The sequence below is a fragment of the Pseudomonas sp. genome (assembly GCF_017744435.1).
Taxonomy (GTDB): Bacteria; Pseudomonadota; Gammaproteobacteria; order Pseudomonadales; family Pseudomonadaceae; genus Aquipseudomonas.
The window spans coordinates 31,832-56,597 of sequence record NZ_JAGIBG010000002.1 but is presented as its reverse complement, the minus strand read 5'-3'; the positions used below and the strand labels follow the sequence as shown (position 1 = coordinate 56,597).

Annotated in this window: 22 protein-coding genes; 9 read left to right on the top strand and 13 right to left on the bottom strand. The window is 64.5% G+C overall.

Going from position 1 to position 24,766, the window contains the following annotated elements; translation table 11 throughout:
• Positions 1-25: 25 nt before the first annotated feature.
• The 9 genes from J7573_RS02130 to J7573_RS02090 form a co-directional block, all read right to left on the bottom strand.
• Complete coding sequence (locus J7573_RS02130; RefSeq protein ID WP_294324874.1) at positions 26-3,070, bottom strand: multidrug efflux RND transporter permease subunit; 3,045 nt, start codon at positions 3,068-3,070, stop codon at positions 26-28.
• A gap of 13 nt (positions 3,071-3,083) precedes the next feature.
• On the bottom strand, positions 3,084-4,232 hold the full coding sequence (locus J7573_RS02125) for an efflux RND transporter periplasmic adaptor subunit (RefSeq protein ID WP_294324873.1): 1,149 nt from the start codon (positions 4,230-4,232) through the stop codon (positions 3,084-3,086).
• A gap of 224 nt (positions 4,233-4,456) precedes the next feature.
• Positions 4,457-5,554, bottom strand: coding sequence for a DUF1513 domain-containing protein (locus tag J7573_RS02120; RefSeq protein ID WP_294324872.1), 1,098 nt, complete (start codon positions 5,552-5,554; stop codon positions 4,457-4,459).
• 2 nt (positions 5,555-5,556) lie between these two features.
• The gene (locus J7573_RS02115; protein WP_294324871.1) at positions 5,557-6,621 is read right to left on the bottom strand and encodes an imelysin family protein; all 1,065 of its coding nucleotides are present in this window, start codon (positions 6,619-6,621) and stop codon (positions 5,557-5,559) included.
• A 19-nt stretch (positions 6,622-6,640) separates the two neighbouring features.
• Entirely contained in the window at positions 6,641-8,068 is a 1,428-nt protein-coding gene (locus J7573_RS02110) for a di-heme oxidoredictase family protein (RefSeq protein ID WP_294324870.1), read from the bottom strand.
• A 198-nt stretch (positions 8,069-8,266) separates the two neighbouring features.
• The gene (locus J7573_RS02105; RefSeq protein ID WP_294324869.1) at positions 8,267-9,604 is read right to left on the bottom strand and encodes an imelysin family protein; all 1,338 of its coding nucleotides are present in this window, start codon (positions 9,602-9,604) and stop codon (positions 8,267-8,269) included.
• A gap of 161 nt (positions 9,605-9,765) precedes the next feature.
• The gene (locus J7573_RS02100; protein ID WP_294324868.1) at positions 9,766-11,817 is read right to left on the bottom strand and encodes a bifunctional diguanylate cyclase/phosphodiesterase; all 2,052 of its coding nucleotides are present in this window, start codon (positions 11,815-11,817) and stop codon (positions 9,766-9,768) included.
• Positions 11,818-12,148: 331 nt separating this feature from the next.
• Positions 12,149-12,745: a Fe-Mn family superoxide dismutase gene (locus J7573_RS02095; RefSeq protein ID WP_294324867.1), complete on the bottom strand. Its 597-nt coding sequence runs from the start codon at positions 12,743-12,745 to the stop codon at positions 12,149-12,151.
• A 191-nt stretch (positions 12,746-12,936) separates the two neighbouring features.
• A complete protein-coding gene (locus J7573_RS02090; protein WP_294324866.1) occupies positions 12,937-13,536 on the bottom strand; it encodes a LysE/ArgO family amino acid transporter in 600 nt (199 codons plus the stop codon).
• Positions 13,537-13,626: 90 nt separating this feature from the next.
• Between J7573_RS02090 and J7573_RS02085 the strand changes: the two genes are divergently transcribed.
• From J7573_RS02085 to J7573_RS02075, 3 genes are all read left to right on the top strand, one after another.
• Positions 13,627-14,517, top strand: a complete 891-nt coding sequence (locus tag J7573_RS02085) for a LysR family transcriptional regulator ArgP (protein ID WP_294324865.1) — start codon at positions 13,627-13,629, stop codon at positions 14,515-14,517.
• Positions 14,518-14,562: 45 nt separating this feature from the next.
• The gene (locus tag J7573_RS02080; protein WP_294324864.1) at positions 14,563-15,558 is read left to right on the top strand and encodes an NAD(P)-dependent oxidoreductase; all 996 of its coding nucleotides are present in this window, start codon (positions 14,563-14,565) and stop codon (positions 15,556-15,558) included.
• Between the two features lie 87 nt (positions 15,559-15,645).
• Positions 15,646-16,467, top strand: coding sequence for an ATPase (locus J7573_RS02075; RefSeq protein ID WP_294324863.1), 822 nt, complete (start codon positions 15,646-15,648; stop codon positions 16,465-16,467).
• A gap of 123 nt (positions 16,468-16,590) precedes the next feature.
• Here J7573_RS02075 and J7573_RS02070 read toward each other — a convergent pair whose 3' ends face one another.
• Together J7573_RS02070 and J7573_RS02065 are read right to left on the bottom strand one after the other, a co-directional pair.
• Positions 16,591-17,640, bottom strand: a complete 1,050-nt coding sequence (locus J7573_RS02070; RefSeq protein WP_294324862.1) for an alkene reductase — start codon at positions 17,638-17,640, stop codon at positions 16,591-16,593.
• 17 nt (positions 17,641-17,657) lie between these two features.
• Positions 17,658-17,960: a helix-turn-helix transcriptional regulator gene (locus J7573_RS02065; protein ID WP_054885082.1), complete on the bottom strand. Its 303-nt coding sequence runs from the start codon at positions 17,958-17,960 to the stop codon at positions 17,658-17,660.
• A gap of 152 nt (positions 17,961-18,112) precedes the next feature.
• Between J7573_RS02065 and J7573_RS02060 the strand changes: the two genes are divergently transcribed.
• Positions 18,113-18,697 carry an ACP phosphodiesterase gene (locus tag J7573_RS02060; protein WP_294324861.1) on the top strand — a complete coding sequence of 195 codons (585 nt, stop codon included), beginning with the start codon at positions 18,113-18,115 and terminating at the stop codon, positions 18,695-18,697.
• Between the two features lie 131 nt (positions 18,698-18,828).
• Here the strand turns inward: J7573_RS02060 and J7573_RS02055 are convergent, their stop codons facing one another.
• Positions 18,829-19,617 carry a lysophospholipid acyltransferase family protein gene (locus J7573_RS02055; RefSeq protein ID WP_294324860.1) on the bottom strand — a complete coding sequence of 263 codons (789 nt, stop codon included), beginning with the start codon at positions 19,615-19,617 and terminating at the stop codon, positions 18,829-18,831.
• On the bottom strand, positions 19,617-20,372 hold the full coding sequence (gene olsB / locus J7573_RS02050; protein WP_159409011.1) for an L-ornithine N(alpha)-acyltransferase: 756 nt from the start codon (positions 20,370-20,372) through the stop codon (positions 19,617-19,619). Before olsB ends, J7573_RS02055 begins: the two co-directional genes overlap by 1 nt.
• 147 nt (positions 20,373-20,519) lie before the next feature.
• On the opposite strand from olsB, the gene J7573_RS02045 reads away from it, so the two are divergent.
• The 5 genes from J7573_RS02045 to J7573_RS02025 all read left to right on the top strand — a co-directional run bounded on the left by J7573_RS02045 (position 20,520) and on the right by J7573_RS02025 (position 24,733).
• The gene (locus J7573_RS02045; RefSeq protein WP_294324859.1) at positions 20,520-21,407 is read left to right on the top strand and encodes an acyl-CoA dehydrogenase; all 888 of its coding nucleotides are present in this window, start codon (positions 20,520-20,522) and stop codon (positions 21,405-21,407) included.
• Between the two features lie 165 nt (positions 21,408-21,572).
• Positions 21,573-22,655, top strand: coding sequence for a serine hydrolase (locus J7573_RS02040; protein ID WP_294324858.1), 1,083 nt, complete (start codon positions 21,573-21,575; stop codon positions 22,653-22,655).
• Positions 22,652-22,948 (top strand): amidase, encoded by a 297-nt coding sequence (locus J7573_RS02035; protein WP_294324857.1) that lies wholly within the window; start codon positions 22,652-22,654, stop codon positions 22,946-22,948. The genes J7573_RS02040 and J7573_RS02035 overlap by 4 nt, the downstream gene beginning before the upstream one ends.
• A 44-nt stretch (positions 22,949-22,992) precedes the next feature.
• Positions 22,993-23,574 (top strand): YceI family protein, encoded by a 582-nt coding sequence (locus tag J7573_RS02030; protein WP_294324856.1) that lies wholly within the window; start codon positions 22,993-22,995, stop codon positions 23,572-23,574.
• A 1-nt stretch (position 23,575) separates the two neighbouring features.
• Positions 23,576-24,733, top strand: coding sequence for a phosphatidylserine/phosphatidylglycerophosphate/cardiolipin synthase family protein (locus J7573_RS02025; RefSeq protein ID WP_294324855.1), 1,158 nt, complete (start codon positions 23,576-23,578; stop codon positions 24,731-24,733).
• The last annotated feature ends 33 nt before the right edge of the window (positions 24,734-24,766 follow it).

Here is a 24,766-nt window from a genome sequence, read left to right as displayed (position 1 = left end):
CGGGCGTGCCCGCGAAGGGGCCCTATCAGGCGACAACTGGCTCCTTGGCAACCGACTTGTGTGCCAGCAAGGTGTAGATGCACGGCAGCACAAACAGGGTAAACAAGGTGCCGATCGACATGCCGGTAGCGATCACCGTGCCGATATCGAACCGGCTCACCGCGCCGGCCCCGGTGGCCAGAATCAGCGGCACCATGCCGAACACCATCGCCGCCGTGGTCATCAGCACCGGCCGCAGGCGAATCGCGGCAGCTTCCTCGATGGCCTGGCGAACGCTCAAGCCCTTTTCCTCACGCAACTGGTTGGCGAACTCGACGATCAGGATGCCGTGCTTGCTGATCAGCCCGATCAGCGTCACCAGCCCCACTTGTGTGTAGATGTTCATGCTGGATATGCCCAGGAACAGCGGTAGCAGCGCACCACAGATCGACAACGGCACGGTCACCAGGATCACCAACGGGTCGCGGAAACTCTCGAATTGCGCGGCCAGCACCAGGAAGATGATCGCCAGCGCCAGGCCGAAGGTTACCCACAGGGCGCTGCCTTCCTGAACGTACTGCCTGGCCGTCCCGGCGTAGTCGAAGGCAAAGCCCTCCGGTGCCTCCTCCCGGGCGATGTCGCGCACCGTCTGCAACGCCTCGCCGATGCTGACCATCGGCACCCCCTGGATGATCGCCGAGTTCAACTGCTGGAACTGGTTGAGCTGGCGGGGGCGGGCGCGGTCACTGAGGGTGATCAGTGTCGACAAGGGCAGCAACTGCCCTTGCTCGTTCTTCACGTAGTAGTTGTTGAGCCAGCCGGCGTTGTCCCGATAGGGCCGTTCCACCTGGGCAATCACCTTGTAGCTGCGGCCCTCAAGGGTGAAACGGTTGATTTCCGCCTCGCCCAGCAGGGTGGCCAGGGTGCCGCCCAGGGTATCCATGGACACGCCCATCTGCGCCGCCTTGGCCCGGTCGATGTCGACCACCACTTCAGGCTTGTCGAAGGCCAGGTCGATGTCGAGGAAGGCGAACTTGCCCGATTCCTGCGCCCGTTGCTTGACCCGCTGGGCGACCTCCAGCAGGGCAGGGTAGTCACCGGCAGTGTTGATCACGAACTGAAATGGCAGGCCCTCACCGGTGCCCGGCAGCGACGGCAGGTTGAAACCGAAGATCTGCAGCCCGCCGATCTGCTCCAGCTTGGCCTGCACCAGTGGCAGCAGCTCCATCTGTGTACGCTGGCGTTCGTTCCAGGGCTTGAGCAGGAAGCCACCGATGCCGCTCTGTACGCCGTTGAAACCGTTGATCTGGAACGACGAGTAGTACTCGGGGAAACTCTTGAACAGGGGCGTGAACTGGTCGGTGTAGGCGTTCAGGTAGTCGAGGTTGGCCGGCTGCGGCGAGCTGCTCATCATGAAGATCACGCCCTGGTCCTCGTTGGGCGCCAGCTCGTTCTGGGTGAACTTGAGCAGCACCGGGATCAGGCACAGGATGATCACGGCGAACACCAGCACCACCGGGCGGCTGTCGAGGGTGGCGTGCAGCAGGCGCTGGTAGCGTACCTTGAGGCCTTCGAACAGCACGTCGAGCCGATGGGCCAGGCCGCTGGGGTTCTGCTCCTGGCGCAGCAGCAGGGCGCACATCATCGGCGACAGGGTCAGGGCGACGATGCCGGAGATCACCACCGCGCCAGCCAGGGTCAGGGCAAACTCCTTGAACAGCGCACCGGTGAGCCCGGTAAGGAAGCCGATGGGCGCGTACACCGCCGCCAGAGTGATGGTCATCGACACCACTGGCATGGCGATTTCCCGCGCGCCTTCCAGGGCCGCATCGAAGGGTGACTTGCCTTCTTCCATGTGCCGGTGGATGTTCTCCACCACCACGATGGCATCGTCCACCACCAGGCCGATGGCCAGCACCATCGCCAGCAGTGTCAGCAGGTTCAGCGAGTAGCCCATCATCTGCATGAAGAACAGCACGCCGATCATCGACAGCGGAATGGTCACCACCGGGATCAGCACCGAGCGCAGGGCCCCGAGGAACAGGAACACCACCACGATGACGATCAGCACCGCTTCGCCCAAGGTCTTGATCACTTCGTCAATGGACGCCTGGATGAACAGCGTGGCGTCGTAGGCGATCGATACCTTCAGCGCCGACGGCAGCTGGCTTTCCAGCTCCGGCATGATGCGCCGCACTTCCTTGATCACGTCCAGCGGGTTGGCCGCCGGGGTGGCCTTGATGCCGATGTAGACCGACGGCGTGCCATCGAACGAACTGACTGTGTCGTAGTTTTCCGCGCCCATCTCCACGCGCGCCACGTCACCCAGCAGCACCCGGCTGTCACCGGACACCTTGAGCGGCAGCGCGGCGAAGGCTTCGGCCGATTTCAGCTCGGTGCTGGCGTTGATGCTGGTGACCACGTACTCGCCCTTTACCTCGCCGGCGGCGGAGAGGAAGTTGTAGCGGCGTACGGCATTGGTCACGTCGGTGGCGGCAAGGCCGAAGCCGGCCAGCTTCACCGGGTCGATCCAGATGCGCATGGCGAACACCTGGTTGCCGAGGATTTCCGCTTCGGCCATGCCCGGCAGGGTGGCCAGCTTGGGCTGGATCACCCGCGACAGGTAGTCGGTGATCTGCGGGTTGCTCATCTCCTTGCTGTAGAAGCTGATGTACATCAGTGCCGAGGCATCGGCGGCTTCCTTGCTCAGGACCGGGTCTTCGGCGTTCTGCGGCAGCTGGTTGCGCACCTCGTTGGCCTTGGCCAGCAGTTCGGTGAACAGGCGGTCGCTGTCGGCGCCGATGCGCGCGTAGATGGAGATCACCGAGAAGTTCTGCCGGCTGACCGAGGTCATGTAGTCGATGCCTTCGGCGCTGGCCAGGCTCTGTTGCAGCGGCTGGGTGATGTAGCCCTGGATGGTCTCGGCGTTGGCCCCGGGGTAGGCGGTGGTCACCGTGATCAGGGCGTTTTCCATTTTCGGGTACTGGCGGATCTGCAGCTTGTTCCAGGCCTGGAAGCCGAGCAGCAGGATCAGCAGGCTGACCACGCTGGCCAGCACCGGGCGGCGGATGAACGGGTCGGTGAACGCCATGCCAGCCTCCTGCTCAGTCGGTGCGCGGGGCGCCCTGTTCGGGCTTGAGCGCGCTGTCCTGGCCAATGCGGATGGCCGCACCCGGGGTCAGCTTGAGCTGCCCGGCGGTGACCACCTGCTCCCCGGCCTTGAGGCCCTTGCTGACCACCACCACGCCATCGCGGCGTTCGCCGGTCTGCACGGTGCGCTGTTCGGCACTGAGCTGTGGCTGGCCCTTGTCGTCGTTTTCCGGGTTGCCGTCCTTGTCCTTCTTCGGCGCGGCGACGTACACCGAGTTGCCGTACAGGGTGTAGGTGATGGCACTTTCCGGCACCACCACCTGGGGTTGCGGGTCGGGCAGCAGGACCAGCAGGTTGGCGAACATGCCAGGCAGCAGCTTGTCGTCCGGGTTGGCCAGGGTCGCGCGCACCAGCAGGTTGCGTGTGTTTTCATCAACCTTGGGGTTGATCGCGCTGAGGCTGGCCGGGAAGGTCTGGCCGGGATAGGCCGCCACCTGCACCAGCACCTGCTGGCCCAGGCTCAGGTGCGGCAACGCCTGTTCCGGGACGTTGAAGTCGACGTACAGGCTGGACAGGTCCTGCAGGGTAGCGATCACCGTGCCGGCGGCCAGGTACTGGCCGATGTCCACCTGGCGAATGCCGATGGTGCCACTGAACGGCGCGTTGATGCTTTTCTTGATCTTCTGCGCCTTGAGCTGCTCGACCACCGCCTGATTGCGCCGGTACTGGGAGGACAGGCGATCGAACTCGCCACGGGAGATGGCGGCATCACCGACCAGCAGGCTGCCGCGACCGAAATCGACCTTGGCCAGTCCCAGGTCGGCCTGGGCGGTGCCGAGCAGGGCGGTTTCCTGGTCGTCGTTGAGCTGCAGCAGCGGTTGCCCGGCTTTGACCTTCTGCCCGGAGTCGAAGTACAAGGCCTTGACGATGCCTTCCACTTCCAGGCTCAGCTCGACGCCTTGCAGGGCCTTGAGGCTGCCTACGGCAGGCAGGCGCTCCTGCCACTGGCGCTGTTCGGCCGGGGCAGCCGCAACGGTGATGGGCGGCCTGGGCGCGGAGAACATCTGGATCTGTTGGTAGATCGAGAAGCCTTTGTAGCCCCCCAGGGCCAGCACGATCAGCAGAACGACAGCCAACATGATGAGCATGCGGCGGCGCAGCATAAGTCCGGTTCCTTGGATGCGTGGTTGTTATTCGTTTTGACACGACAACGGGCGATCCTGCCCACGTGCGGATGGGAGAAGTATTGCAGAAGGGGGAGGGGATTGCCTGTACCGGCCCTTTCGCGGCTAAAGCCGCTCCTACAGAGACCGCGCAGTTAACGGGTTGCGCGGTTCCTGTGGGAGCGGCTTTAGCCGCGAAGGGGCCGGTACAGCCAGCAGAAGAATCAGACGAGATGCAGGTGGTTGTCCCAGAACCCGGACGGCAGGTCCATCGGTTGCCCGATCAGTTCGGCCTTGCGGCAATCGTAGAAGCGGCAACGTCCTTGCCCGGAAGTGACGACGAAACCATCCTTGACCGCGCCGACCCCGGCGCAATCGGGCATCGGCGCATCGAGCTTCACCGCACCGCTGTCCAGGTCCCAGACGAACAGGCGGTTGGCCCGCGGTGCGGTCAGGGCCACCAGGCGCAGGTCGCTGTGAATGGCGACGCTGGCGGTGTACTGGGCCATCGATTGCAGCTGGCGCTCCGGTACCGGGAAGGCCTTGAACGGCTCGCCCGGGCGCTTGATCGCCAGCAGCTCGGCAGTCTCGTCGGCAGCGCCCATGAACTGCTGGCAGGCGGCGATGGTGCCATCGTCGCCCACCGCCAGGTGGCGCACGCTGTTCATCTGCTGGGCCAGGGTCTCCTTGCTCAGCAGGGTGCCGTCGCGCTGCATCAGCACCAGGCTTGGTTCCATGGCATCGAGGTTCATCTCGACCCGGCTCTCGGCCTCGGTACGGATACCGCCGTTGGCCACGATCAGGGTTTCGCCGTCCGGCAGCCAGGCCACTTCATGGGGGCCGATGCCGTGGCTCGGGATCTCACCGGTGTGCACCAGGCGCTCACCCTCGAAGCGGTACACGCCGAGCACGCCACGGCCTGGGTCGGTGGTGTCGTTCTCGGTGGCATACAGCCATTCGCCACCCTTGTGGATCACCGCATGGCCATAGAAGTGCCGGTTCGGTTGCGAGGTGACGGTCTGCAGCAGTCGCCCGTCGCGCAGGTCGACCAGGTAGCTTTCGGTACCGGGGCGGCGGGCGACGAACAGGGCGATCGGCAGCTCGGGGTGGTTGATGATGGCATGGCAACGCTGGGCAACCTGGGTGCTGAACACCTGGGTGCCGTCCAGGCGGAACCCGACCGCGTAGTGCCTGCCGTCGCCATCGTCCCGCGCCGACAACAGCAAGGGTTCGCTGCCTTTGTTGCGGAACAGGCTCCAACCGCCCAGGGTCAGGGCGCTGAGCAATACGCTACCGAGTTTGAGGGCCTGGCGTCGCAGCATGATCAGTCACCGTCGTTGGCATTGAAGCCCAGCTGGATGTTCAGCGCCTTGGCCAGGTCGCCTTCGTGCAGGCGGTGGACGGCGTTGAGGGCATCGTAGATCTGGTTGAGGGTCTGTTGACCGGCGTCGTCGGCCAGCAGCTCGCCGAGGGTCTTCTGGTTGTCGGCCAGCAGTTTGAGCGCCGAAGCGTAGGCGTCGTCGATCTTCTGCGCCAGGGCTTTCTGATCGCCGGGCAGCAGGCTGCGCAGGCCCTGGTTGTCGACCCCGACCCACACCGCCTGGGCGGCTTTGAGGGTGGCTTCCAGGCTCTTCAGCGAGGAGTGGCTGCGCCAGGCTTCGGCCTGCAGCGGTTGTGGAATGCCTTTGCTCTGGCGGCCCATCGGCGCACCCAGCTTCTTCTTCAGGGTGTCCAGGGCAGTGACCTGCGAGCGCAGCAGGTCGGCGATCGCCTCGTGGGAGTCGGCGTAGCGCTGGTTGGGGAACTTGGTCATCTGCGACAGCATGCCGTCGGTGCTGTTCCAGGTCTTGAGGATGTCCTCGGCCAGGACCTTCTGGTGATCGGCAATGGCGACCAGCAGCGGGCAGTAGCGGGCTTTCTGTTCGGCCGTGGCGATGTCCGGCTTGCTGTCGAAGAGGATGTACTCGTAAGCGGACAGGCCGCGTACCACGACGCTGGCCTTGCCCAGGGCGGCGGCATCGACCGGCTTGTCGCCGTTGACCAGCTGTTCGACCTGGCGTCCGACCAGGTTCTTCTTGTCAGGCCAGAACTGTACCTGCCAGGCGCGGTTGCCTTCGGCCAGCGGGCCGACCAGCAGTGGTTGCAGTTCCGCCCAGGCTTTCTGCGCATTGAGGAAATCGGCGCGGGCGGTGTCCAGGCTTTCCTTGCCTTCACAGTAGGCCAGGGCGCTGGCGGCCAGCTGGCGGTCGGCTTCGACCCAGCGGCTGTAGGTCGGCAGGATCACCTGTTTGGCGATGGCGGCGGACGTCACCGCCTGCGGGTCCTGCGGCGAGCAGGCACCCAGGGCGAGTGCGGCGAGGCTGGTGAACAACAGTTTGGGTCGGAACATGCCCGGCTCCTTGCGCGTATTAAAGTGAGTTCAGGAAAGCCAGCAACGCAGCGCGCTGCTCGGCATTGAAGGTCAAGACATGGTCGCGCGCCGCCTGGGCTTCGCCGCCGTGCCAGAGCACGGCTTCGAGCAGGTTGCGGGCGCGGCCGTCATGCAGGTACTGGGTGTGGCCACTGACGGTTTCGGTCAGGCCGATGCCCCACAGCGGCGGGGTACGCCAGTCCTGGCCGTTGGCGGCGAATTCGGTGCGCTCGTCGGCCAGGCCCGGGCCCATGTCGTGCAGCAGCAGGTCGCTGTAGGGGCGGATCACCTGGTTGGCCAGTTCCGCTTCGGCGGTGTTGGCGGCGGTGGTGAACTGCGGGATATGGCAGGCCTGGCAACCGGCCTGGTAGAACAGGTTCTTGCCGGCCAGCACTTGCGGCGTGCCGACGTCACGACGGGCGGGCACGCCGAGGTTGCGGGTGTAGAAGGTGACCAGGCGCAGGATGTTGTCGCTGACTTCCTTCTCGTCGCCCTCGCCGTCGCCATTGGGCGCGGCCCGGCAATCGACCTGGGCCGGGGTGCAGTCGTCCTTCGGCTGCAAGGTGCTGGTCAGGCCCATGTCACCGTTGAAGGCATGCACGTTCTGCTGGTTGACGTTGGGCTGCCCGGCCTTCCAGCCGAAGCGGCCGATCACGGTCTTGCCCTGGGCATCGTCCCAGACCCGGTTGGCGCGGCCGCGGATACCGTCGTGATTGCGATCGTCCGGGTCTTCGTTGGCCAGGATGTCGGCCTCGGGGATGGCCTCGAGCAGGCCCAGGCCGATCATCGGCGGGGCCACGCGGGCCGAGAAGCGCGTGTCGGGGTGCATCGCACCGTAGCCGAGCTGGGTAATCTGCAAGGTCGGGCGGCGCAGTTCGACCGGGTGGCCGTCCTTGAAGGTGACGGTCTGGGTGGTGTAGTTCACCCGCACCTTGCCCTCTGGCGCCACGCCGGGGATGGCCATGTCCTGCAACTGGGTGCCGTAGACGGGCTCGGGGACTACGCCCAGGCGCTCGATTTCCTTGGCCAGGTAAGGCTGATCGGGGATCGACAGGCGCACCAGCATGCCCACGGCATTGCTGTCGCCCGGCTCAGGCGGATGCCCGCGGCCATCGCGCACGTGGCAGTTCTGGCAGGCCGTGGTGTTGAACAACGGGCCCAGGCCGTCACGCGCGGTGGTGGTGGAAGGTGCGATTACCCAAGGGCTGCGGAAGAAGCTGTTGCCTACGGCGAAGTCCAGGCGCCGTTCGGCCGAGAGGTTGGCAGAAGGCAGGGAAAACGCCTTGCGGTCGTCGCGCCGGACCGTTGCCTGGCCGCCAGACAGCGCTTCGCCGGGCTCGGCCTGGGTGAAACGCGGGGCGTCGTCACAGGCGGCAAGGGCGAGGGCCAGCAGCAGAGGGGAAAGTCGGGACAGCGACGAGGACATGCAAAATCCTGGGCGTGGACGAAAAACCGGCGTGCAAGCTTAGCAGGGCGGCGTTATTTGAATAAGAGCAATTTGCAATTACCCGGGTGAAAAGGATGTGAAATGCCAGCATTTTCATTTGCTGTAGCGGCCCTTTCGCGGGCCGGGACAGAAAAAAGGCGACCCTAAGGCCGCCTCTTTGTGAACCGAAACTGTCGATCAGAATTCGTGATCGGCGGTATCCGGGTTCAGGTTGGCAATACCCAGCTTGCCAGCAGCCTGCTCGATCGAGCCGGTCTGCTTGACCAGCGAGGCGATGGCATCACGCACGATCTGGTTGCCGGCAGCGTTGTCGGCGGCGATCAGCTGGTCGTAGTGCTCGCCCTTGAGCGCGTGGTCGACCATGACCTGGATCTTCGCTTCGGTGGCTTCGAGGTCGGCCTTGAGGGTGGCGTCGGCCGCCGGGTCGGCCTTGGCCACCAGTGAGGACAGGCTCGGGCCGGTCATCTTGGTGCCGTCGACACGGGTGTACTCGCCCAGGTAGACGTTGCGGATGCCCTTGGCGTCGTAGAAGTGCGAGTAGTGAGTGTTGTCGCTGAAGCAGTCTTGCTCGTCTTCCGGCGAGTTGGCTTCCAGCGAGACCTTCATGCGTTCGCCGGCCAGTTCGCCCAGCGACAGGCTGCCCATGCCGAACAGCATCTTGCGCAGGCCATCGGCCACCGGCTCGGCTTCCAGCGTGGCGCGGTAGTTGTCGGCGACGTTCGGCGTCCAGTTGCCGACCATCTCTTCGAGGTCCTTGACCAGCAGCTCGGTGACTGCCTTCAGGTAGGCACGGCGACGGTCGTTGTGGCCACCGGTGGCACCAGCGCCTTCCAGGTAGTCGGAAGCCGGGCGGTTGCCTGCGCCTGGGCCGGTGCCGTTGAGGTCCTGGCCCCAGAGCAGGAATTCGATGGCGTGGTAGCCAGTGGCGACGTTGGCTTCGGAGCCAGCCAGCTCGTTCAGGCTGGCCAGCTTCTCAGGGGTGATGTCCTTGACGTCGACCTTCTCTTCGCCGACCTGGATCTCGGTATTGGCGATGATGTTGGCGCTGGCCGCCGGGTTGCCCAGGGCGTGCTCGTAGCTCTTGTCGACGTAGTCGATCAGGCCTTCGTCCAGCGGCCAGGAGTTCACCTGGCCTTCCCAGTCGTCGATGATGGTGTTGCCGAAGCGGAACACTTCGCTCTGCAGGTATGGAACGCGTGCGGCGACCCAGGCCTCTTTGGCGGCCTTCAGGGTTTCGTCGTTGGGCTTGGCAAGGAACGCGTCGACGGCGGTCTGCAGGGTCTTGGCGGTGCTCAGCGCGTCGCTGTACACGGCATAGACCATTTCGCTGTAATGCTTGACCACGGCTTTGCCGGCCGCTTCGTCGACAGCCCCGGGCGCCGCAGCGGTGGTGCTGGCAGCAGCAGGTGCCTGAGCTTGCGGAGCGGCGGCCTTGTCATCCTTGCCTTCACCGCAACCGGCGAGAGCGATGGCGATGGCCAGCAGACTGGCGGAGGCCAGAGGCATACGAATCATTATTGGTTTTCCTGCGTCGTGTGGTTGGACCAAGGGGTTAGGCCGTGCGCCGTGGCACGCGAAACGGCAACATCATGCGAAAGATTTGCATTTGCTGTAAAGGGGGCGGGCGCGCAATTCATGTAAATGCGCGTCACGGCCGGTAAACGGAGGGGCAGGCGTTACAGCGCGGAGACCTGATTGCGCTGGGCTTGCTTGAGGAAGTTGGTCAGCTCGCGGGCTGACAACGGCTTGCTGTAGTGGTAGCCCTGACCCTCATGGCACCCCTGGGCGATGATGTAGGTTTCCTGCTCGGCGGTTTCCACGCCTTCGGCGATCACCTGCATCCCCAGGCTCTTGCCCAGCTGGATGATGGCGCGAACGATGGTGGCGTCGTCATCGTCGTCGAGCAGGTCCTGGACGAAGCTCTTGTCGATCTTGATCTTGTCCAGCGGCAGCGACTTCAGGTAGCTGAGCGACGAGTAGCCGGTGCCGAAGTCGTCGATGGCGATCATCGCCCCGGAACGGCGCAGGCTCAGCAGGTGCTGGGCGGCGGTGCTGATGTCTTCCATCAGGCCGGTCTCGGTCACCTCCAGCTCCAGGCTGCGCGGAGGCAGGCGGTAGGCCTGCAGCAGGTTGTTGACCACCCGTGGCAGCTCGTTGTGGTGCAGCTGCACGGTGGACAGGTTGACCGCCATGCGCAGTTCGCTGAAGCCCAGGTCGTGCCATTCGCGCAACTGCCGGCAGGCCTGGTCGAGTACCCACTCGCCGATGCAGATGATGCTGCCGTTCTGTTCGGCCAGCGGGATGAACTGGTCGGGCGGGACCATGCCCAGCTCCGGGTGCTGCCAGCGCAGCAAGGCCTCGACCCCGACCACGCGGTGGTCGCGGTAGCTGATCTGCGGTTGATAGACCAGGTACAGCTGGTTGCGCGGCAGGGCTTCGCGCAGGTCCTTTTCCAGCTCGCGACGGCGGCGCATTTCGCTGTCGACACTGGCGATGTAGAACTGGTAGCGGTTGCGCGAGCGGGCCTTGGCCAGGGTCATGGTCTGTTCGGCCTTCTGCAACAGCTTCTCGGTGCTGTCGCCGTCCTCGGGGAACAGGGTGATGCCGATGGTGGCGCGCAGGCGGATCCGTTGGTGGTCGAGGCCGAAAGGCAGTTCCAGGTCGTCGAGGATGCTCTGGGCCAGCTCCGCCGCTTCGTAAGGCTGCTCGATATTGGCCTGGACCAGGGCGAACTGGTCGCCACCCAGCCGCGCCAGGGCACCCAGGCGCCCGCTGTGGGCGCGCAGGCGGTCGGCCAGGGCCAGCAGCAGTTGGTCCCCGGTCTGGTAGCTGAACTGCTCGTTGATGCCCTTGAAGTCGTCCAGGCCTACGCACAGTACGGCCACGCGATGCTGCAGGCGGCCGGCGTCGGCGAGGATCTTGTCGAGCTGCTCCTGCAGTTGCTGGCGGTTGGGCAGGCCGGTGAGGAAGTCGTACTGGGCCATGCGCTGCAAACTGTTCTCGGCTTCGTGGCGCAGGTGGGTGTTGCGCTCGATCGAGGCCAGCAGCTGGTTGGCGGTATTGACCCAGATACCCAGCTCGTTCTTCTCGTGGCCCTTGAGTAGCGGGATCTGGTGCTGGCTGGGGCGGTCAGGGTTGATCTGGGTAAGGTGCTCGATGATCTTCGACAGCGGCTTGGTCAGCAGCCAGTGATAGACCAGGTACAGTACCAGGCCCATGGCCAGGGCGCGCAGCACCCCGGAAATGAAGATGATCACCGCATTGATCAGGAAGTCTTCGCCATAGGACGACGTATCGAGGGTGATGCTCAGGTCGCCGTAGTACTCGCTGTAAGGGCCACGGCCGACCAGCTGGGTGGTGTAGGTGCGTTCCTGGCCGAGGATCAGGTCGGTCAGCCAGCGCATCGACATGTCCTGCAGAGGGCGGGACTTTTCCGCCAGCATGGTTTCGTTGGGGTGGCCGATCGAGGCCATGCGCACCGATTCGTCCTGGAACAGGCCTTCCATCACCTGCATGCCCATTTCCCGGTCGAGGCTGTACACCGCCTGGGTAGAGGGGTCGCGGAACATGTCGAGAATGCGTTGGGCGTCGTTGTTGACGGCCTGGCGGGTCTTGTAGGTGTCGTAGACGATCTGCGCGCAACTCAGGACAACGCCGACCGCCAGCGCCGAAAGGAGCACGACCCTGAGCAACTTGACCGATAAGCTGTTCCGCAATTCCAGCTTCAATGGGGTTTCCTTAATCCATGCGCATGACATCATTTTGCCATTAACTGTTGGCAATACACTATCGGCCGACCTTGGGTAGTGTATCGGTTGCCCGACCCTGCAACTTGAGTGCGCGGTATCAAACTTCCAGACGGTTGATGTTAGCGTGCTATACGCGCTGAGCAAGCAAAACCGTGCCGGCCTCTTCGCGGGTAAACCCGCTCCCACAGGTACTGCGCCGCCTGTGATGTCGAAGCCATCCCTGTGGGAGCGGGTTTACCCGCGAAGAGGCCGGCACAGACATAAAAAAACCCGGCACATGGCCGGGTTTCTTCGTTCAGGGCTGAATGAATCAGGCCTTGAAGGTCTTGCCTTCGAACTGCTCGGCAACGAATTTCCAGTTGACCAGGTTCCAGAACGCCTCGACGTACTTCGGACGCAGGTTGCGGTAGTCGATGTAGTAGGCGTGTTCCCAGACGTCGCAGGTCAGCAGCGGGGTGTCGCCGCTGGTCAGCGGGCAGCCGGCGCCGATGGTGCTGGCCAGGGCCAGGGAACCGTCAGCTTTCTTCACCAGCCAGCCCCAGCCGGAACCGAAGGTGCCGATCGAAGTCTTGGAGAACTCTTCCTTGAACTTGTCGAAGGAACCGAAAGCGGCGTTGATGGCATCAGCCAGGGCGCCGGTCGGCTGGCCACCGGCGTTAGGAGCCAGGCAGTTCCAGTAGAAGGTGTGGTTCCAGACTTGAGCGGCGTTGTTGAAGATGCCGCCCGAAGAGCTCTTGACGATCTCTTCCAGGGTCTTGCCTTCGAATTCGGTGCCTGGGACCAGGTTGTTCAGGTTCACGACATAGGTGTTGTGGTGCTTGTCGTGGTGATACTCCAGGGTTTCCTTGGAGATGTGCGGCTGCAGGGCATCGTGGGCGTACGGCAGCGGCGGCAATTCAAAAGCCATGGTGGATCTCCTGATTCAGGTCTGTTTGCGGTTTGCGCAAGGCCGATCACGGGCGGCCCGATGTACGTCGGCGAGTTTGTACTCTTTGCGACGCAAGGGCTGGATCATAGCACCGGGCCCGGCGCATAACCACGCAACAAAGATAGGGAATAGAGGTTCCAGAGCGGTTGGCGGCCGCCGACCGGCGGCCTTCAATTGAAGATCAGCTGCGCCGCCACGGCGAACATCATCACTGCCACCATCAGGTCGAGCATCCGCCAGGTCGCTGGCCGTGCAAGCCATGGCGCCAGCCACGCGGCGCCGATCGCCAGGGTCGAGAACCACAGCAGCGAAGCACTGGCGGCGCCCGCCACATAGGCACCAGGCACAGTCTGCTGAGCACCCAGCGAGCCAATCAGCAGCACGGTGTCGAGGTACACGTGCGGGTTGAGCAGGGTGACCGCCAGCGCGCTCAGCAGCACCGCCCGGCGCGAGCGCATGCCCTGGCCTTCCTGATGCTGCAGGCTCTGCTTGGAAAAGGCGCTGCGCAGGGCCTTGGTGCCGTACCAGATGAGGAACACCGCGCCACCCCAGCGGGCGATCGCCAGCAACGTCGGGTTGTGCGCCAGCACCGTGGCCAGGCCGAACACGCCGGCTGCCACCAGGATCGCGTCGCAGACGATGCACAGCGCCGCCACCGGCAAATGGTGCTCGCGGCGCAGGCTCTGGGCGAGGACGAAGGCGTTTTGTGCGCCGATGGCCATGATCAGGCCGAAGGCCACCAGCATGCCGTTGAGATAGCTTTGCCACATGGCGAATACTCCAAACAAGATGCTGGCTATTGTGGCGAGTGAGGCTGTATAAGAAAAACAAATAAAGCTGATCTGTCATTAGGAAAATCGATGTTCGACTACAAGCTGCTGGCTGCCCTCGCGGCGGTGATCGAGCAAGGCGGTTTCGAACGTGCCGCGCAGGTGCTGGGGCTGTCACAGTCGGCCATTTCGCAGCGCATCAAGCTGCTCGAAGCGCGGGTGGGTCAGCCAGTGCTGGTGCGCGCCACGCCGCCGAGCCCGACCGAGGTCGGCCGCCAGTTGCTCAACCATGTGCAGCAGGTGCGCCTGCTCGAACGCGACCTGCAGCGTCAGGTGCCGGCACTGGACGAGGAGGGCATGCCCGAGCGCCTGCGTATTGCCCTCAATGCCGACAGCCTGGCGACCTGGTGGGCCGGCGCGGTGGGGGCATTCTGCGCCGAGCATCAGCTGCTCACCGACCTGGTGGTGGAAGACCAGGAGGTCGGCCTCAAGCGCATGCGTGCGGGTGAAGTGGCAGCCTGCCTGTGTGGCAGCGAGCGGCCGGTGGCTGGCGCACGCAGCCTGCCGCTGGGGGCCATGCGTTATCGGGCGTTGGCCAGCCCAGGCTTCATGGCGCGGTATTTCCCGCAGGGTTTCGCGGCGCAACGGTTGGCCCGCACGCCGGCCATTGTCTACGGGCCGGACGATTTCCTGCAGCACCGTTACCTGGCTTCGCTGGGGATTCAGGATGGTTTCCTGCACCACTTGTGCCCTTCGTCCGAAGGCTTTCTGCGCATGACCGAGGCCGGCCTGGGCTGGGGCCTGGTGCCCGAGTTGCAAGCCCGTGAACAGTTGGCCAATGGCCAGTTGGTGGAAATCTGCAGCGATACACCCATCGATGTGCCGTTGTACTGGCATCATTGGCGCAACGGCGGGCACCTGCTCGCGCAACTGACCGAACACCTGCGGCACACGGCACGGCATTGGCTGGTGCCCTTGTAGCAGCGGCTGGCGTCTGTTGCATCTGAAATCAAGGCGGAGTCATACATGCAAATTCTGGTCACCGGCGCGAGCGGCTTCATTGGCGGGCGCTTTGCGCGCTTTGCCCTGGAGCAGGGCCTGGCTGTACGGGTCAGCGGCCGGCGTGCCGAAGGCGTGGAGCACCTGGTCAAGCGCGGCGCACAGTTCATTCCTGGCGACCTGGGTGACCCTGAGCTGGCGCGCCGGCTGTGCCAGGGTGTCGAGGCCGTGGTGCATTGCGCGGGTGCCGTGGGTAACTGGGGGCGTTACCAGGACTTCTACCAGGGCAACGTGGTGGTCACGGAAAACGTCGTCGAGGGCTGCCTCAAGGAGCATGTGCGGCGCCTGGTGCACCTGTCGTCGCCGTCGATCTACTTCAACGGCCATTCACGCCTGGGTATCCGCGAAGACCAGGTGCCACGCCGTTTTCACGATCACTATGCGCAAACCAAACATATCGCTGAACAGAAAGTGTTCGGTGCCCAGGAGTTCGGCCTGGAAGTGCTGGCGCTGCGCCCTCGCTTCGTCACCGGGGCCGGTGATGCGAGCATCTTCCCGCGCTTGATGCAGATGCAGCGCAAGGGCCGTGTGGCGATCATCGGCAACGGCCTGAACAAGGTCGACTTCACCAGCGTGCACAACCTCAACGAGGCATTGCTCAGCGCGCTGTTCGCCGAAGACCGTGCCCTGGGCCAGGCCTACAACATCAGCAACGGCCAGCCACTGCCGCTATGGGACGTGGTCAACTACGTGATGCGCCAGATGCAGCTGCCGCAAGTTACCCGCTACCGTTCCTACGGCCTGGCCTACAGCCTGGCCGCCTTGAACGAGGCGGCCTGCATGCTCTGGCCCGGGCGCCCGCAGCCGACCTTGTCACGCCTGGGCATGCAGGTGATGAGCCGGGATTTCACCCTGGACATCAGCCGCGCCCGCCAATACCTGGATTACCAGCCCAAGGTCAGCCTGTGGACCGCGCTGGATGAATTCTGTGCCTGGTGGAAGCATCAACCACTGGGGCAGTGAACCAGATCTGCAGATGATGGTCATCAGTGCGCCGCGTGAGCGGTTTATACTCATGTCTCTTTGCTACCACCGCGGTTGAAGCCACCTATGCGTAACGATGCCAACGACGATTTCGATGATGTGCCCACCTTGCGGGCGGGTACCCCAGATGACGACGAGTTGCTGCCCGCGCACGTCTCGCGTAGCCGCCAGAAGGCCGCCAGGCCGGCCAGCACCGGGCCACTGTGGGCATTGCTGGGAGCGTCGTTCATCGCCCTGGCGGGGCTGGGCTGGTGGAGCTTCCAGCAGATCTCGTTGATGGAGCAGCAACTGGTGGCCACCCAGGAAAGTTTTGCACGTATCAGCGAAGAAGCTGCCGGGCGCTTGCAGGCGATCAGCGGCAAGGTCGATGCCAGCGAGTCGTCGAGTACCACGGGCAGTGAAGCGCTGAAGCTGCAGATCCGTCAGTTGCAGGCCAGCCTGACCGAGCAGGGCAAGCAGCAGCAAGGTGTGGCGGGGCAGGCCGGTGACCTGGGCAAGCGCCTGGAGCAGGTGCTGGCCGATACCCGTGAGCAGCAGAAGGCGGTGACCGAACTGCAGACCCAGCTGCAGGCACAGCTGAAGGCCGTGAACGGTGAGCTGGCGGCACTGAAGTCGGGGCAGGTGGATGGCGGCAAGCTCGATGGCCAGCTCAAGAACCTCAACGATGAAGTGGCCGCGCTGAAGAAGCAGGGTAACCAGAAGGCTGCTGTGGAAAGCCTGGAGCAGGATGTGCTGGTGCTCAAGACGCAGATGGAAAACCGTTCGGCCTCGTCGAGCGGGGCGACGGTGCAGGAGTTCGATGCATTCCGCGGGCAGACCACGCGTAACCTCAATACCCTGCAGAGCCAGATCCAGAACCTGCAGCAGCAGATCAACTCCCGGCCCTGAGATTGCAGGGGAGGGCTTTGCCCTCCTTTCGCGACACAAGGCCGCTCCTACAGGTGATCGCGTTCCCTTGTAGGAGCGGCCTTGTGTCGCGAAAGGGTCGCAAAGCGGCCCCGGCAATCTCGATTACAGGCGTGGATAGTCGATGTACCCGACCGGCCCTTTTCCATAGAAGGTCTCTGGATGTGCCTCATTCAATGGCGCATCCGCCGCCAGCCGCGCCGGCAGGTCCGGGTTGGCGATAAACGGCACGCCAAATGCCACCGCATCGGCCTTGCCCGCCGCCAATGCAGCATTGGCGCTGGCCTTGTCGAAGCGCTCGTTGACGATGTACGGCCCGCCAAATGCCGCCTTGATCAGCGGGCCGATGCTGTCGTCGGCTTCCTTCTCCCGCGAGCAGATAAAGGCAATGCCGCGTTTACCCAGCTCGCGCGCCACGTAGGTGAAAGTCTCGGCGCGGTCGGCATCGCCCATGTCATGGGCATCGGCGCGTGGCGCCAGGTGCACGCCAACGCGGCCGGCTCCCCACACTTCGATGGCCGCATCGGTCACTTCCAGCAGCAACCGTGCGCGGTTTTCCAGCGAGCCGCCGTAGCGGTCGGTACGCTGGTTGGTACTGCTCTGCAGGAACTGGTCGAGCAGGTAGCCGTTGGCACCGTGAATCTCCACGCCATCGAAGCCGGCGGCCTTGGCGTTCTCGGCACCACTGCGGTAGGCCTCGACAATGTCGGCGATCTCTTCGGTTTCCAGTGCGCGCGGGGTCGGGTAATCGCTCAGCGGGCGCACCAGGCTGACGTGGCCTTTGGCCTGGATCGCGCTGGGCGCCACCGGCAGTTCGCCATTGAGGTAGCTGGGGTGGGAGATACGGCCAACGTGCCACAGCTGCAGGAAGATGCGCCCGCCAGCACCATGCACGGCCTTGGTGACATTGTTCCAGCCACGTACCTGCTGGTCGTTCCAGATGCCGGGGGTGTCGGGGTAGCCGACGCCCATCGCGCTGACCGATGTCGCCTCGCTGAGAATCAGGCCGGCACTGGCGCGCTGCACGTAGTATTCGGCCATCAGCGCATTGGGCACGCGGCCTTCATCGGCGCGGCAGCGCGTCAGCGGGGCCATGATGATGCGGTTGGGCAGTTGCACGTCGCCCAGTTGGATCGGATCGAAAAGCGTGGTCATGACGGTTACCTGCCTTGTCAAAGCGCTTGGCGCAGTTGTTCGAGGAACGCCTCGATGGTGGCTTCGTTGCGTTTGAAGAAGTGCCACTGGCCGACCTTCTGGCTGCTGATCAGACCGGCCCGCTGCAAGGTGGCCAGGTGGGCAGACACGGTCGACTGCGACAGCCCGCAGCGCTGGTCGATCTGCCCGGCACAGACACCGTTTTCGGTGCTGTGGTACTGGTCCGGGAATTGCGTTGCCGGGTCTTTCAGCCAGCTGAGGATTTCTCGCCTGACCGGATGGGCCAGTGCTTTTATGATTTCGTCGAGATCGAGTGGCATGGGTTGAGGCTCGTGTTGTAGCGGTATATCGCGATAGGGCGAAACGTACATCGGTATTTCGCGATATACAAATATGAAGAGGTTCTGAGCTGAGCACGAATCGCTATATCGCGTTATAACGATATACGCGATGGGGGTGCTAGACTGCGTCCATGAACTACCTCGCACACCTGCACCTGGGCGGCCCGGCGCCGCAACAACTGCTCGGCAGCCTGTATGGCGACTTCGTCAAAGGCTCGCTGGAGGGGCGCTTCCCGCCTGCGCTGGAGGCGGCGATCCGGCTGCACCGGCATATCGACAGCTACACCGACCAGCACCCCTTGGTGCTGGCGGCGCTGGCGCGATTTCCGCGGGAGCGGCGGCGTTTTGCCGGGATCGTCCTGGATGTGTTTTTCGACCATTGCCTGGCGCGGCACTGGGGGGATTACGCCGAGCAGCCGCTGGTGCAGTTCACCGGAAATTTTTATCGGGTGCTGCTGGCCGAGCCTGAGCTACCGGGGCGGCTGGCGCGGATTGCGCCGTTCATGGCGGCGGATGACTGGCTGGGGGCGTATGGCGATTTCGCCACGCTGGAGCAGGTGTTCAACGGCATTGCCCGGCGTTTGTCGCGGCCGGAAGGCGTGGCTGGAGTGATGGATGAGCTGGAGCGGTTGTATGAGCCGTTGCTGGCGGATTTTCGCGAGTTCTATCCACAGTTGCAGGTGTTTGCGGCGGCAGGAAGGCTATCTGATAACTGAGCCTTGTGCTGGCTGAACCGGCCTCTTCGCGGGCACGCCCGCTCCCACAGGAAGACCACAGGCTCGAAAACTGTGATGTACCTGTGGGAGCGGGCTTGCCCGCGAAGAGGCCAGTAAAGGTAATAGATGAATCAAGCCGCGCGCGCTTGACGCCTTGGAGCCACCGCGACTTCCTCGACGCCGAACAACGCCATGTGAATCGCCTGCTGCGCCTGAAATGCCAGCGCCGCACGTTCCTTCGCGACGCTGCCAATCGGCTTCAACAGGTGAATGCACACCTCACCCCGTGGCTCGGCAAACAAGCGCATCAGGTGTGAAACCAGGTCATCGTCGCCAATGAACGGCGCAATCGGGTCCGCCTCGCCATTGCGCAGGTACTGAATGGCCACCGGCTGCACGGCCACGCCCTGGTCGATGGCCCCGGCCAGCAGACGACCGTGGAAGGTACGCAGCTGGCGACCGTCGGTGGTGGTGCCTTCGGGGAAGATCAGCAGTGGCCGGGCCTGCCCTAGTTGGTCGCTGATCTGTTCGCGCAGGCGCTGGCCGTCACCCCCACCGCGGCGAATGAACAGCGTGCCGGCCTTCTCTGCCAGCCAGCCGGCCACCGGCCAGTGGCGGACCTCGGCCTTGGACAGGAACGACAACGGCAGCAGCATGCCGAGCAGGGGAATGTCGGTCCAGGACACGTGGTTGCTGACCCACAGCATCGGCCGTTGTGGCAGTTCACCGATCACCCGCACCTCGAAGGGCAGGGCGCCGACCAGTCGCTTCATGAACCAGCACGACCAGCGCTGGCGAAGTTCGATGGACGCCTTGATGCCCAGGCGTTCGCCCACGGCGATGACGCCAGCCATGAGCATGCCGAGCGACAGCACCAGCAGCAGCCGAGCGAGGCGGGCGAGCACCCGCAGCCCAGGCATCAGACCGCTGCCTTGAAGTGGCGGGCGTAGCGCGGGCAAAGGTCGTCGCGCTTGAGCAGGATGAACACGTCGGCCACCTGGAAGTCCTCGTCCCAGCACGGCTCGCCGCAGATCTTCGCGCCCAGGCGCATGTAGGCCTTGAGCAGCGGCGGCATTTCGGCGATGACGTTGTTCGGCAGGGCCAGGCTGGGCAACGGGTTCTTCGGTTCGGCACGCAGGTGCTCGGTGCACAGGTAGCGCTCGCGCAGGCGCTGCATGACGGCGTGGGCCTGCACGCCGCCGTCCTGCATGGGGATGCTGGCACAGCCCATCAGGTAGCTGTAGCGGCCCTCGTTGAGCACTTCGGCCAGTTCGCCCCAGAGCACGGCGATGGTGCCGCCGTTGCGGTAGTCGGCGGCGACGCAGGTACGGCCCAGTTCGAGGATCGGGCCTTGCAGTTGCAGCAGGCCGTGAAGGCTGAATTCTTCTTCGCTGTAGAAACGCCCCAGGCTGCTGGCGGCCTGGTGGTCGAGCAGGCGGGTGGTGGCCACCAGCTCGCCGGTGCTCAGGTCGCGCACGCCGATGTGGCGGCAATGTACGTCGTAGTCATCCATGTCCAGGCCCAGTTCGGCGCCTTTGAGCTTGGCCTTGAATTCGGCGCTGAACACCTTGTAGCGCAGGGCCTGGGCTTCCTGCAGGGCCGCGGCGCCGACCAGGCGTTCGGCTTGCAGACGGCGTTCAGTGCTGTTGTCGCCAGAGTGAGCGATCCGAGTCATTACGAGTCTCCATAAGCCAGCCATGAAGGGTTGCGGCCGGTCGGCTTTGTTGTGCAAAGTCAGCCTAGGTAGGCGCGGTGTCACCCCTGTGACTCTTTGGTGATGCTTGCATGACACCCCAGAACAGCCCCCTTGAAGGAGCATCCGATGGCCTGGTTGCAACGACTCAACGACCCTCTCCGCCAGCCGCTGGCCGGCACCTTGGGCGAGACCTATGCCACTCAACTCGAGCGCCTTGGCGCGGTTGCCCCGTTCGAACTGGCGGTGCTGGGCGGGCGCGCCATGGCCACGCCGGGCCTGGCCTTTCTCATCGGTTACCAGGCCGCCTTGCGCGTACTCTGGCCCAGTGCGCCTGCCTGCCTGGGTGCGTTGTGCGCCACCGAGCGGCGCAGCGTGCGGCCGGCGGACATGCATACCCGGCTGGTCGGTTTGCGCCTGAACGGCAACAAGGATTTCGTCACCGCCGGCCTGGATGCCGAGTGGCTACTGGTGGCCGCACGCAGCGAAGCGCTGGGTGAAGCGCCACGGCTGAGCCTGGCGGTGGTTTACCCGGGGGAGGCCGGGGTGACGCTGGAGGCACTGCCGACCCTGCCGCTGATGCCCGAGGTAGGGCACGGTCGATTGCAGTTGCAGGATGCGGCCTGTGAGCTGCTGGCTGGCGATGGTTGGGATGCCTATGTCAAACCGTTCCGCTCGCTGGAGGACTTGTACGTGCTCGCGGCGCTGACGGCCTGGTTGTATGGAGTGGGGCAGGAGTGCGGCTGGCCGCAGGAGCTGCGTTTGCGTCTGTTAGGATTGTTGGCAGGATGTGCCGAGGGCAGCCGGCAGTGCGCCGACAGCGTCGGCTGCCACCTGCTGCTGGGGGGATTGTTCTCGCAGTTTCAGGAACTGCGCGGGGCGATCGACAAGGCGCTGCTGGCAGGGCCGGAGCAATGGGCGCAGCTGTGGCAGCGGGATCAGGGGGTATTGGCATTGGCCACTGCGGCGCGGGAAAAGCGCCTGGCCAAGGCCTGGTTGGCAGCAGGGTTGTCATGAAAGTCTGCAAGACTGCGTGATCCTTTAGATTCTGGGGCTGCTCTGCAGCCCATCGCAGGCAAGCCAGCTCCTACAGGACGGTGCAATGCTTCAAGCTTGCGCTGGACATGTGGGAGCTGGCTTGCCTGCGATGGGGTGCGAAGCGGCCCCAACAAGGCATGCCCCATGATCAAGACCCTGTTGGCAATCATTGGCCTGACCATCATGCCCGCCTGGGCCGAAGTCTGGCCCGAACCGGACTGGCCAATCGACAATACCGCTCTCGACTGGCAAGCCGTCGACACCTACGCCTTCCCCGAACGCAACGCCAGCGAGCGCAGCGGCATCCGCACCGACGCCCTGTTGATCATCCGCGACGGTCGCATCCTACACGAACGCTACAGCGCCCCTACCACCGCCAATACTGCCCACCTGACCTGGTCGGTCAGCAAGAGCGTGCTGGCCACCGTGCTAGGCGTCGCCCAGGGTGAAGGCCGTTTCCAGCTGCAGGACCCAGCCGCACGTTTCTACCCGCCGATGCAGGCCCATCCTGACGTGCACCTGGCCGACCTGCTGCACTGGGCCAGCGGCCTGGACTGGCAGGAAGACTACGAGTACGCACCGTTGAAGTCTTCGGTCGTGGCCATGCTCTATACCCGTGGGCGCGACGACATGGCGGCCTATACCGCCGCCCGCGCCGGCGCTGAAAAGCCCGGCCAGCGCTTTCTCTACTCCAGTGGCGACAGCAACGTGCTGGCAGCCGTCTTGCGCGGCATGCTCGATGCCGGCACCTATGCCGACTACCCCTGGCAGGCGCTGTTCACCCCGCTGGGCATCGACAGCGCGGTCTGGGAACGCGACGGTGCAGGTACGTTCGTTGGCTCTTCCTACCTCTATCTCAGTGCCCGGGACCTGGCGCGCATCGGCTTGCTGATGCAGCGCGATGGCCGCTGGCAAGGTCGCCAGCTGCTGCCGCCGAGCTGGGTTGCCTTCAACCGCACACCCTTTACCCTGGCCGCCGCGATGCCCGGCGAAGCCAACCCGGGCGGCCACTGGTGGCTCAACCTGCCATTGCCGGGCAGCCCGACACCGTGGCCCGACGCCCCGACCGATACCTACGCTGCGCTTGGCCACTGGGGCCAGGCGCTGTATATCGTGCCGTCGCAGAAACTGCTGATCGTGCGCTATGCCGATGACCGCGATGGCAGCTACCGCCACAACGAACTGCTCAAGCGGGTGCTGGCGGCGCTGGCCAAGGAGGGCGCATGAAGCGCGTGCTGTTGCTGGTGATCGTCGCCTTGCTCGGCTGGGCCTGGCTCGAGCGCCAGGCGCTGGCGGACTTCCCGAGCATCCTGTCGGCCTATTCGGCCAAGGAGTACTGCTCGTGCCGCTTCGTCATGGGCTTCGACGAGGCCTATTGCCGGGGCTATGTGAAGCAATGGTTGCCCCTGAGCCGCCTGGAGGAAGACGGCCCGCAACGGCGGGTCACCGCCGAAGGCCTCGGCCAGCGCAACCAGGCGGCGTGGCAGGGCGCGCAGGCCGGCTGCCGCTTGCTGCCATGAGGGCGGGCGGGTAAGGTTGACGGTCAAGTTTCACGAGACCTGTCATGTTCAAGCTGCCCCGTTTTCTGCCTGCCCTGCTGCTGGCTTTGTGCCTGCCCGCCCACGCCAACTGGCACCTCGATGGTGAGTCATCACGCTTGTCATTCGTCACCGGCAAGAACGGTGATACCGCCGAGGTGCATCGTTTTCTGGTGCTGCACGGCAGCGTCAACCGCAAGGGCGCGGCTGCGCTGAGCATCGAGATGGACTCGGTGAGCAGCGGCATCCCGCTGCGTGACGAGCAGATGCGCGACAACCTGTTCGAGGTAGAGCGCTTCGCCGAGGCGAGCGTGAAGGCGCAGATCGACTTGCGGCCGATCAACGACCTGGCCGACGGTGCGCAGATCGAACTGCGCCTGCCGCTGACCGTCACCCTGCACGGCCAATCGCACAGCTACAACGCGTTGCTGCTGGCCACCCGCCTGGATGAGCGGCGCTTCCAGGTGGTGACCCTCGAACCGCTGGTGCTACGGGCCTCGGACTTTGGTCTGTTGCCTGGGCTGGAAAGCCTGCGCAAGTTCGCCAGACTAAAATCCATCAACCCGTCGGTACCGGTCAATGCGGTACTGATCTTCAACGCCCGCTGACATGCCGGGGCCGGTCTTCCCCTGGCGGGATGGCAATGAGTTCGAACTGCTGATCGACGGCCCCGAATTCTTTCCACGCATGCTCCAGGCGATCCTGCGCGCCGAGTTCCAGGTCGACCTCGAACTGTATCTGGTCGAGGCCGGTGCGTGTGCCGAGGCAGTGGTGGAGGCGCTGGAGCAGGTGGCACGGCGCGGCGTGCGGGTGCGTTGCCTGTTCGATGACTATGGTTCGCTGGCCTTTACCGCGGCGTTGCGCCAGCGCCTGCTGGAGGCCGGGGTGTACTTGCGCTGGTATAACCGCCTGCGCTGGAAGCGGGGTTTTCGCAACCTGTACCGCGACCATCGCAAGCTGTTGCTGGTGGACGAACGCTGGGCGGTGGTGGGCGGCACGGGCGTCACCGACGAGTTCTGGACGCCAGGTGAGGCGACCAGCGCCTGGCACGAGGTGATGGTGCAGATGCAAGGGCCGGTGGTGAGCGACTGGCAGTTGCTGTTCGACCGCCAGTGGCAAGCCAACAACCGCCGCACCGCCTGGCGCCCGGCCGAGGGCTTCGGCCTGCCGCGCCTGCCCAAGGTGCCGGTGCAAGGCCAGGGCATGGGCCGGGTGGCCTATGCCGACGCCCGCCAGCACCAGGACATCCTGCATTCGCTGGTACGGGCGATCAACAGTGGCAAACAGCGGGTGTGGCTGGCCACGCCTTACTTCCTGCCGACCTGGAGCGTGCGCCGGTCGTTGCGCCGCGCCGCCAGCAAAGGCGTCGACGTGCGCTTGCTGTTGACCGGACCGCGCACTGACCACCCTTCGGTGCGTTACGCCGGGCACCGTTATTACCCCCGATTGCTGCGTGCCGGAGTGCGCATCTACGAGTACCAGCCGTGCTTCCTGCATTTGAAGATGGTGCTGATCGACGACTGGGTCAGTGTCGGTTCGTGCAACTTCGATCACTGGAACCTGCGCTTCAACCTGGAGGCCAACATCGAGGCACTCGACCCGCCGTTGACGGCTGCCGTGCAGGCCAGCTTCGAGCGCGATTTTGCCTTGAGCGAGGTGGTCGACCTTGACCACTGGCATGCCCGGCCGCTGTGGCGTCGGGTGAAGCAGCGCGTGTGGGGATGGCTGGACCGGCTGGTGGTCAACTTGCTCGACCGGCGCGACTGAGAACGGCTATCGTGCAGTGACTGTCCCTAGGCA

Excerpts from the sequence above, each read along its gene's own strand:
- J7573_RS02130 (WP_294324874.1), bottom strand. The coding sequence starts at position 3,070 with ATGGCGTTCACCGACCCGTTCATCCGCCGCCCGGTGCTGGCCAGCGTG.
- J7573_RS02110 (WP_294324870.1), bottom strand. The coding sequence starts at position 8,068 with ATGTCCTCGTCGCTGTCCCGACTTTCCCCTCTGCTGCTGGCCCTCGCC.
- J7573_RS02030 (WP_294324856.1), top strand. The coding sequence starts at position 22,993 with ATGTTCAAGCTGCCCCGTTTTCTGCCTGCCCTGCTGCTGGCTTTGTGC.
- J7573_RS02080 (WP_294324864.1), top strand. The coding sequence starts at position 14,563 with ATGCAAATTCTGGTCACCGGCGCGAGCGGCTTCATTGGCGGGCGCTTT.
- J7573_RS02075 (WP_294324863.1), top strand. The coding sequence starts at position 15,646 with ATGCGTAACGATGCCAACGACGATTTCGATGATGTGCCCACCTTGCGG.
- J7573_RS02105 (WP_294324869.1), bottom strand. The coding sequence starts at position 9,604 with ATGATTCGTATGCCTCTGGCCTCCGCCAGTCTGCTGGCCATCGCCATC.
- J7573_RS02085 (WP_294324865.1), top strand. The coding sequence starts at position 13,627 with ATGTTCGACTACAAGCTGCTGGCTGCCCTCGCGGCGGTGATCGAGCAA.
- J7573_RS02120 (WP_294324872.1), bottom strand. The coding sequence starts at position 5,554 with ATGCTGCGACGCCAGGCCCTCAAACTCGGTAGCGTATTGCTCAGCGCC.
- J7573_RS02115 (WP_294324871.1), bottom strand. The coding sequence starts at position 6,621 with ATGTTCCGACCCAAACTGTTGTTCACCAGCCTCGCCGCACTCGCCCTG.
- J7573_RS02060 (WP_294324861.1), top strand. The coding sequence starts at position 18,113 with ATGAACTACCTCGCACACCTGCACCTGGGCGGCCCGGCGCCGCAACAA.
- J7573_RS02095 (WP_294324867.1), bottom strand. The coding sequence starts at position 12,745 with ATGGCTTTTGAATTGCCGCCGCTGCCGTACGCCCACGATGCCCTGCAG.
- J7573_RS02065 (WP_054885082.1), bottom strand. The coding sequence starts at position 17,960 with ATGCCACTCGATCTCGACGAAATCATAAAAGCACTGGCCCATCCGGTC.
- J7573_RS02045 (WP_294324859.1), top strand. The coding sequence starts at position 20,520 with ATGGCCTGGTTGCAACGACTCAACGACCCTCTCCGCCAGCCGCTGGCC.
- olsB (WP_159409011.1), bottom strand. The coding sequence starts at position 20,372 with ATGACTCGGATCGCTCACTCTGGCGACAACAGCACTGAACGCCGTCTG.
- J7573_RS02090 (WP_294324866.1), bottom strand. The coding sequence starts at position 13,536 with ATGTGGCAAAGCTATCTCAACGGCATGCTGGTGGCCTTCGGCCTGATC.
- J7573_RS02125 (WP_294324873.1), bottom strand. The coding sequence starts at position 4,232 with ATGCTGCGCCGCCGCATGCTCATCATGTTGGCTGTCGTTCTGCTGATC.
- J7573_RS02035 (WP_294324857.1), top strand. The coding sequence starts at position 22,652 with ATGAAGCGCGTGCTGTTGCTGGTGATCGTCGCCTTGCTCGGCTGGGCC.
- J7573_RS02055 (WP_294324860.1), bottom strand. The coding sequence starts at position 19,617 with ATGCCTGGGCTGCGGGTGCTCGCCCGCCTCGCTCGGCTGCTGCTGGTG.
- J7573_RS02025 (WP_294324855.1), top strand. The coding sequence starts at position 23,576 with ATGCCGGGGCCGGTCTTCCCCTGGCGGGATGGCAATGAGTTCGAACTG.
- J7573_RS02040 (WP_294324858.1), top strand. The coding sequence starts at position 21,573 with ATGATCAAGACCCTGTTGGCAATCATTGGCCTGACCATCATGCCCGCC.
- J7573_RS02070 (WP_294324862.1), bottom strand. The coding sequence starts at position 17,640 with ATGACCACGCTTTTCGATCCGATCCAACTGGGCGACGTGCAACTGCCC.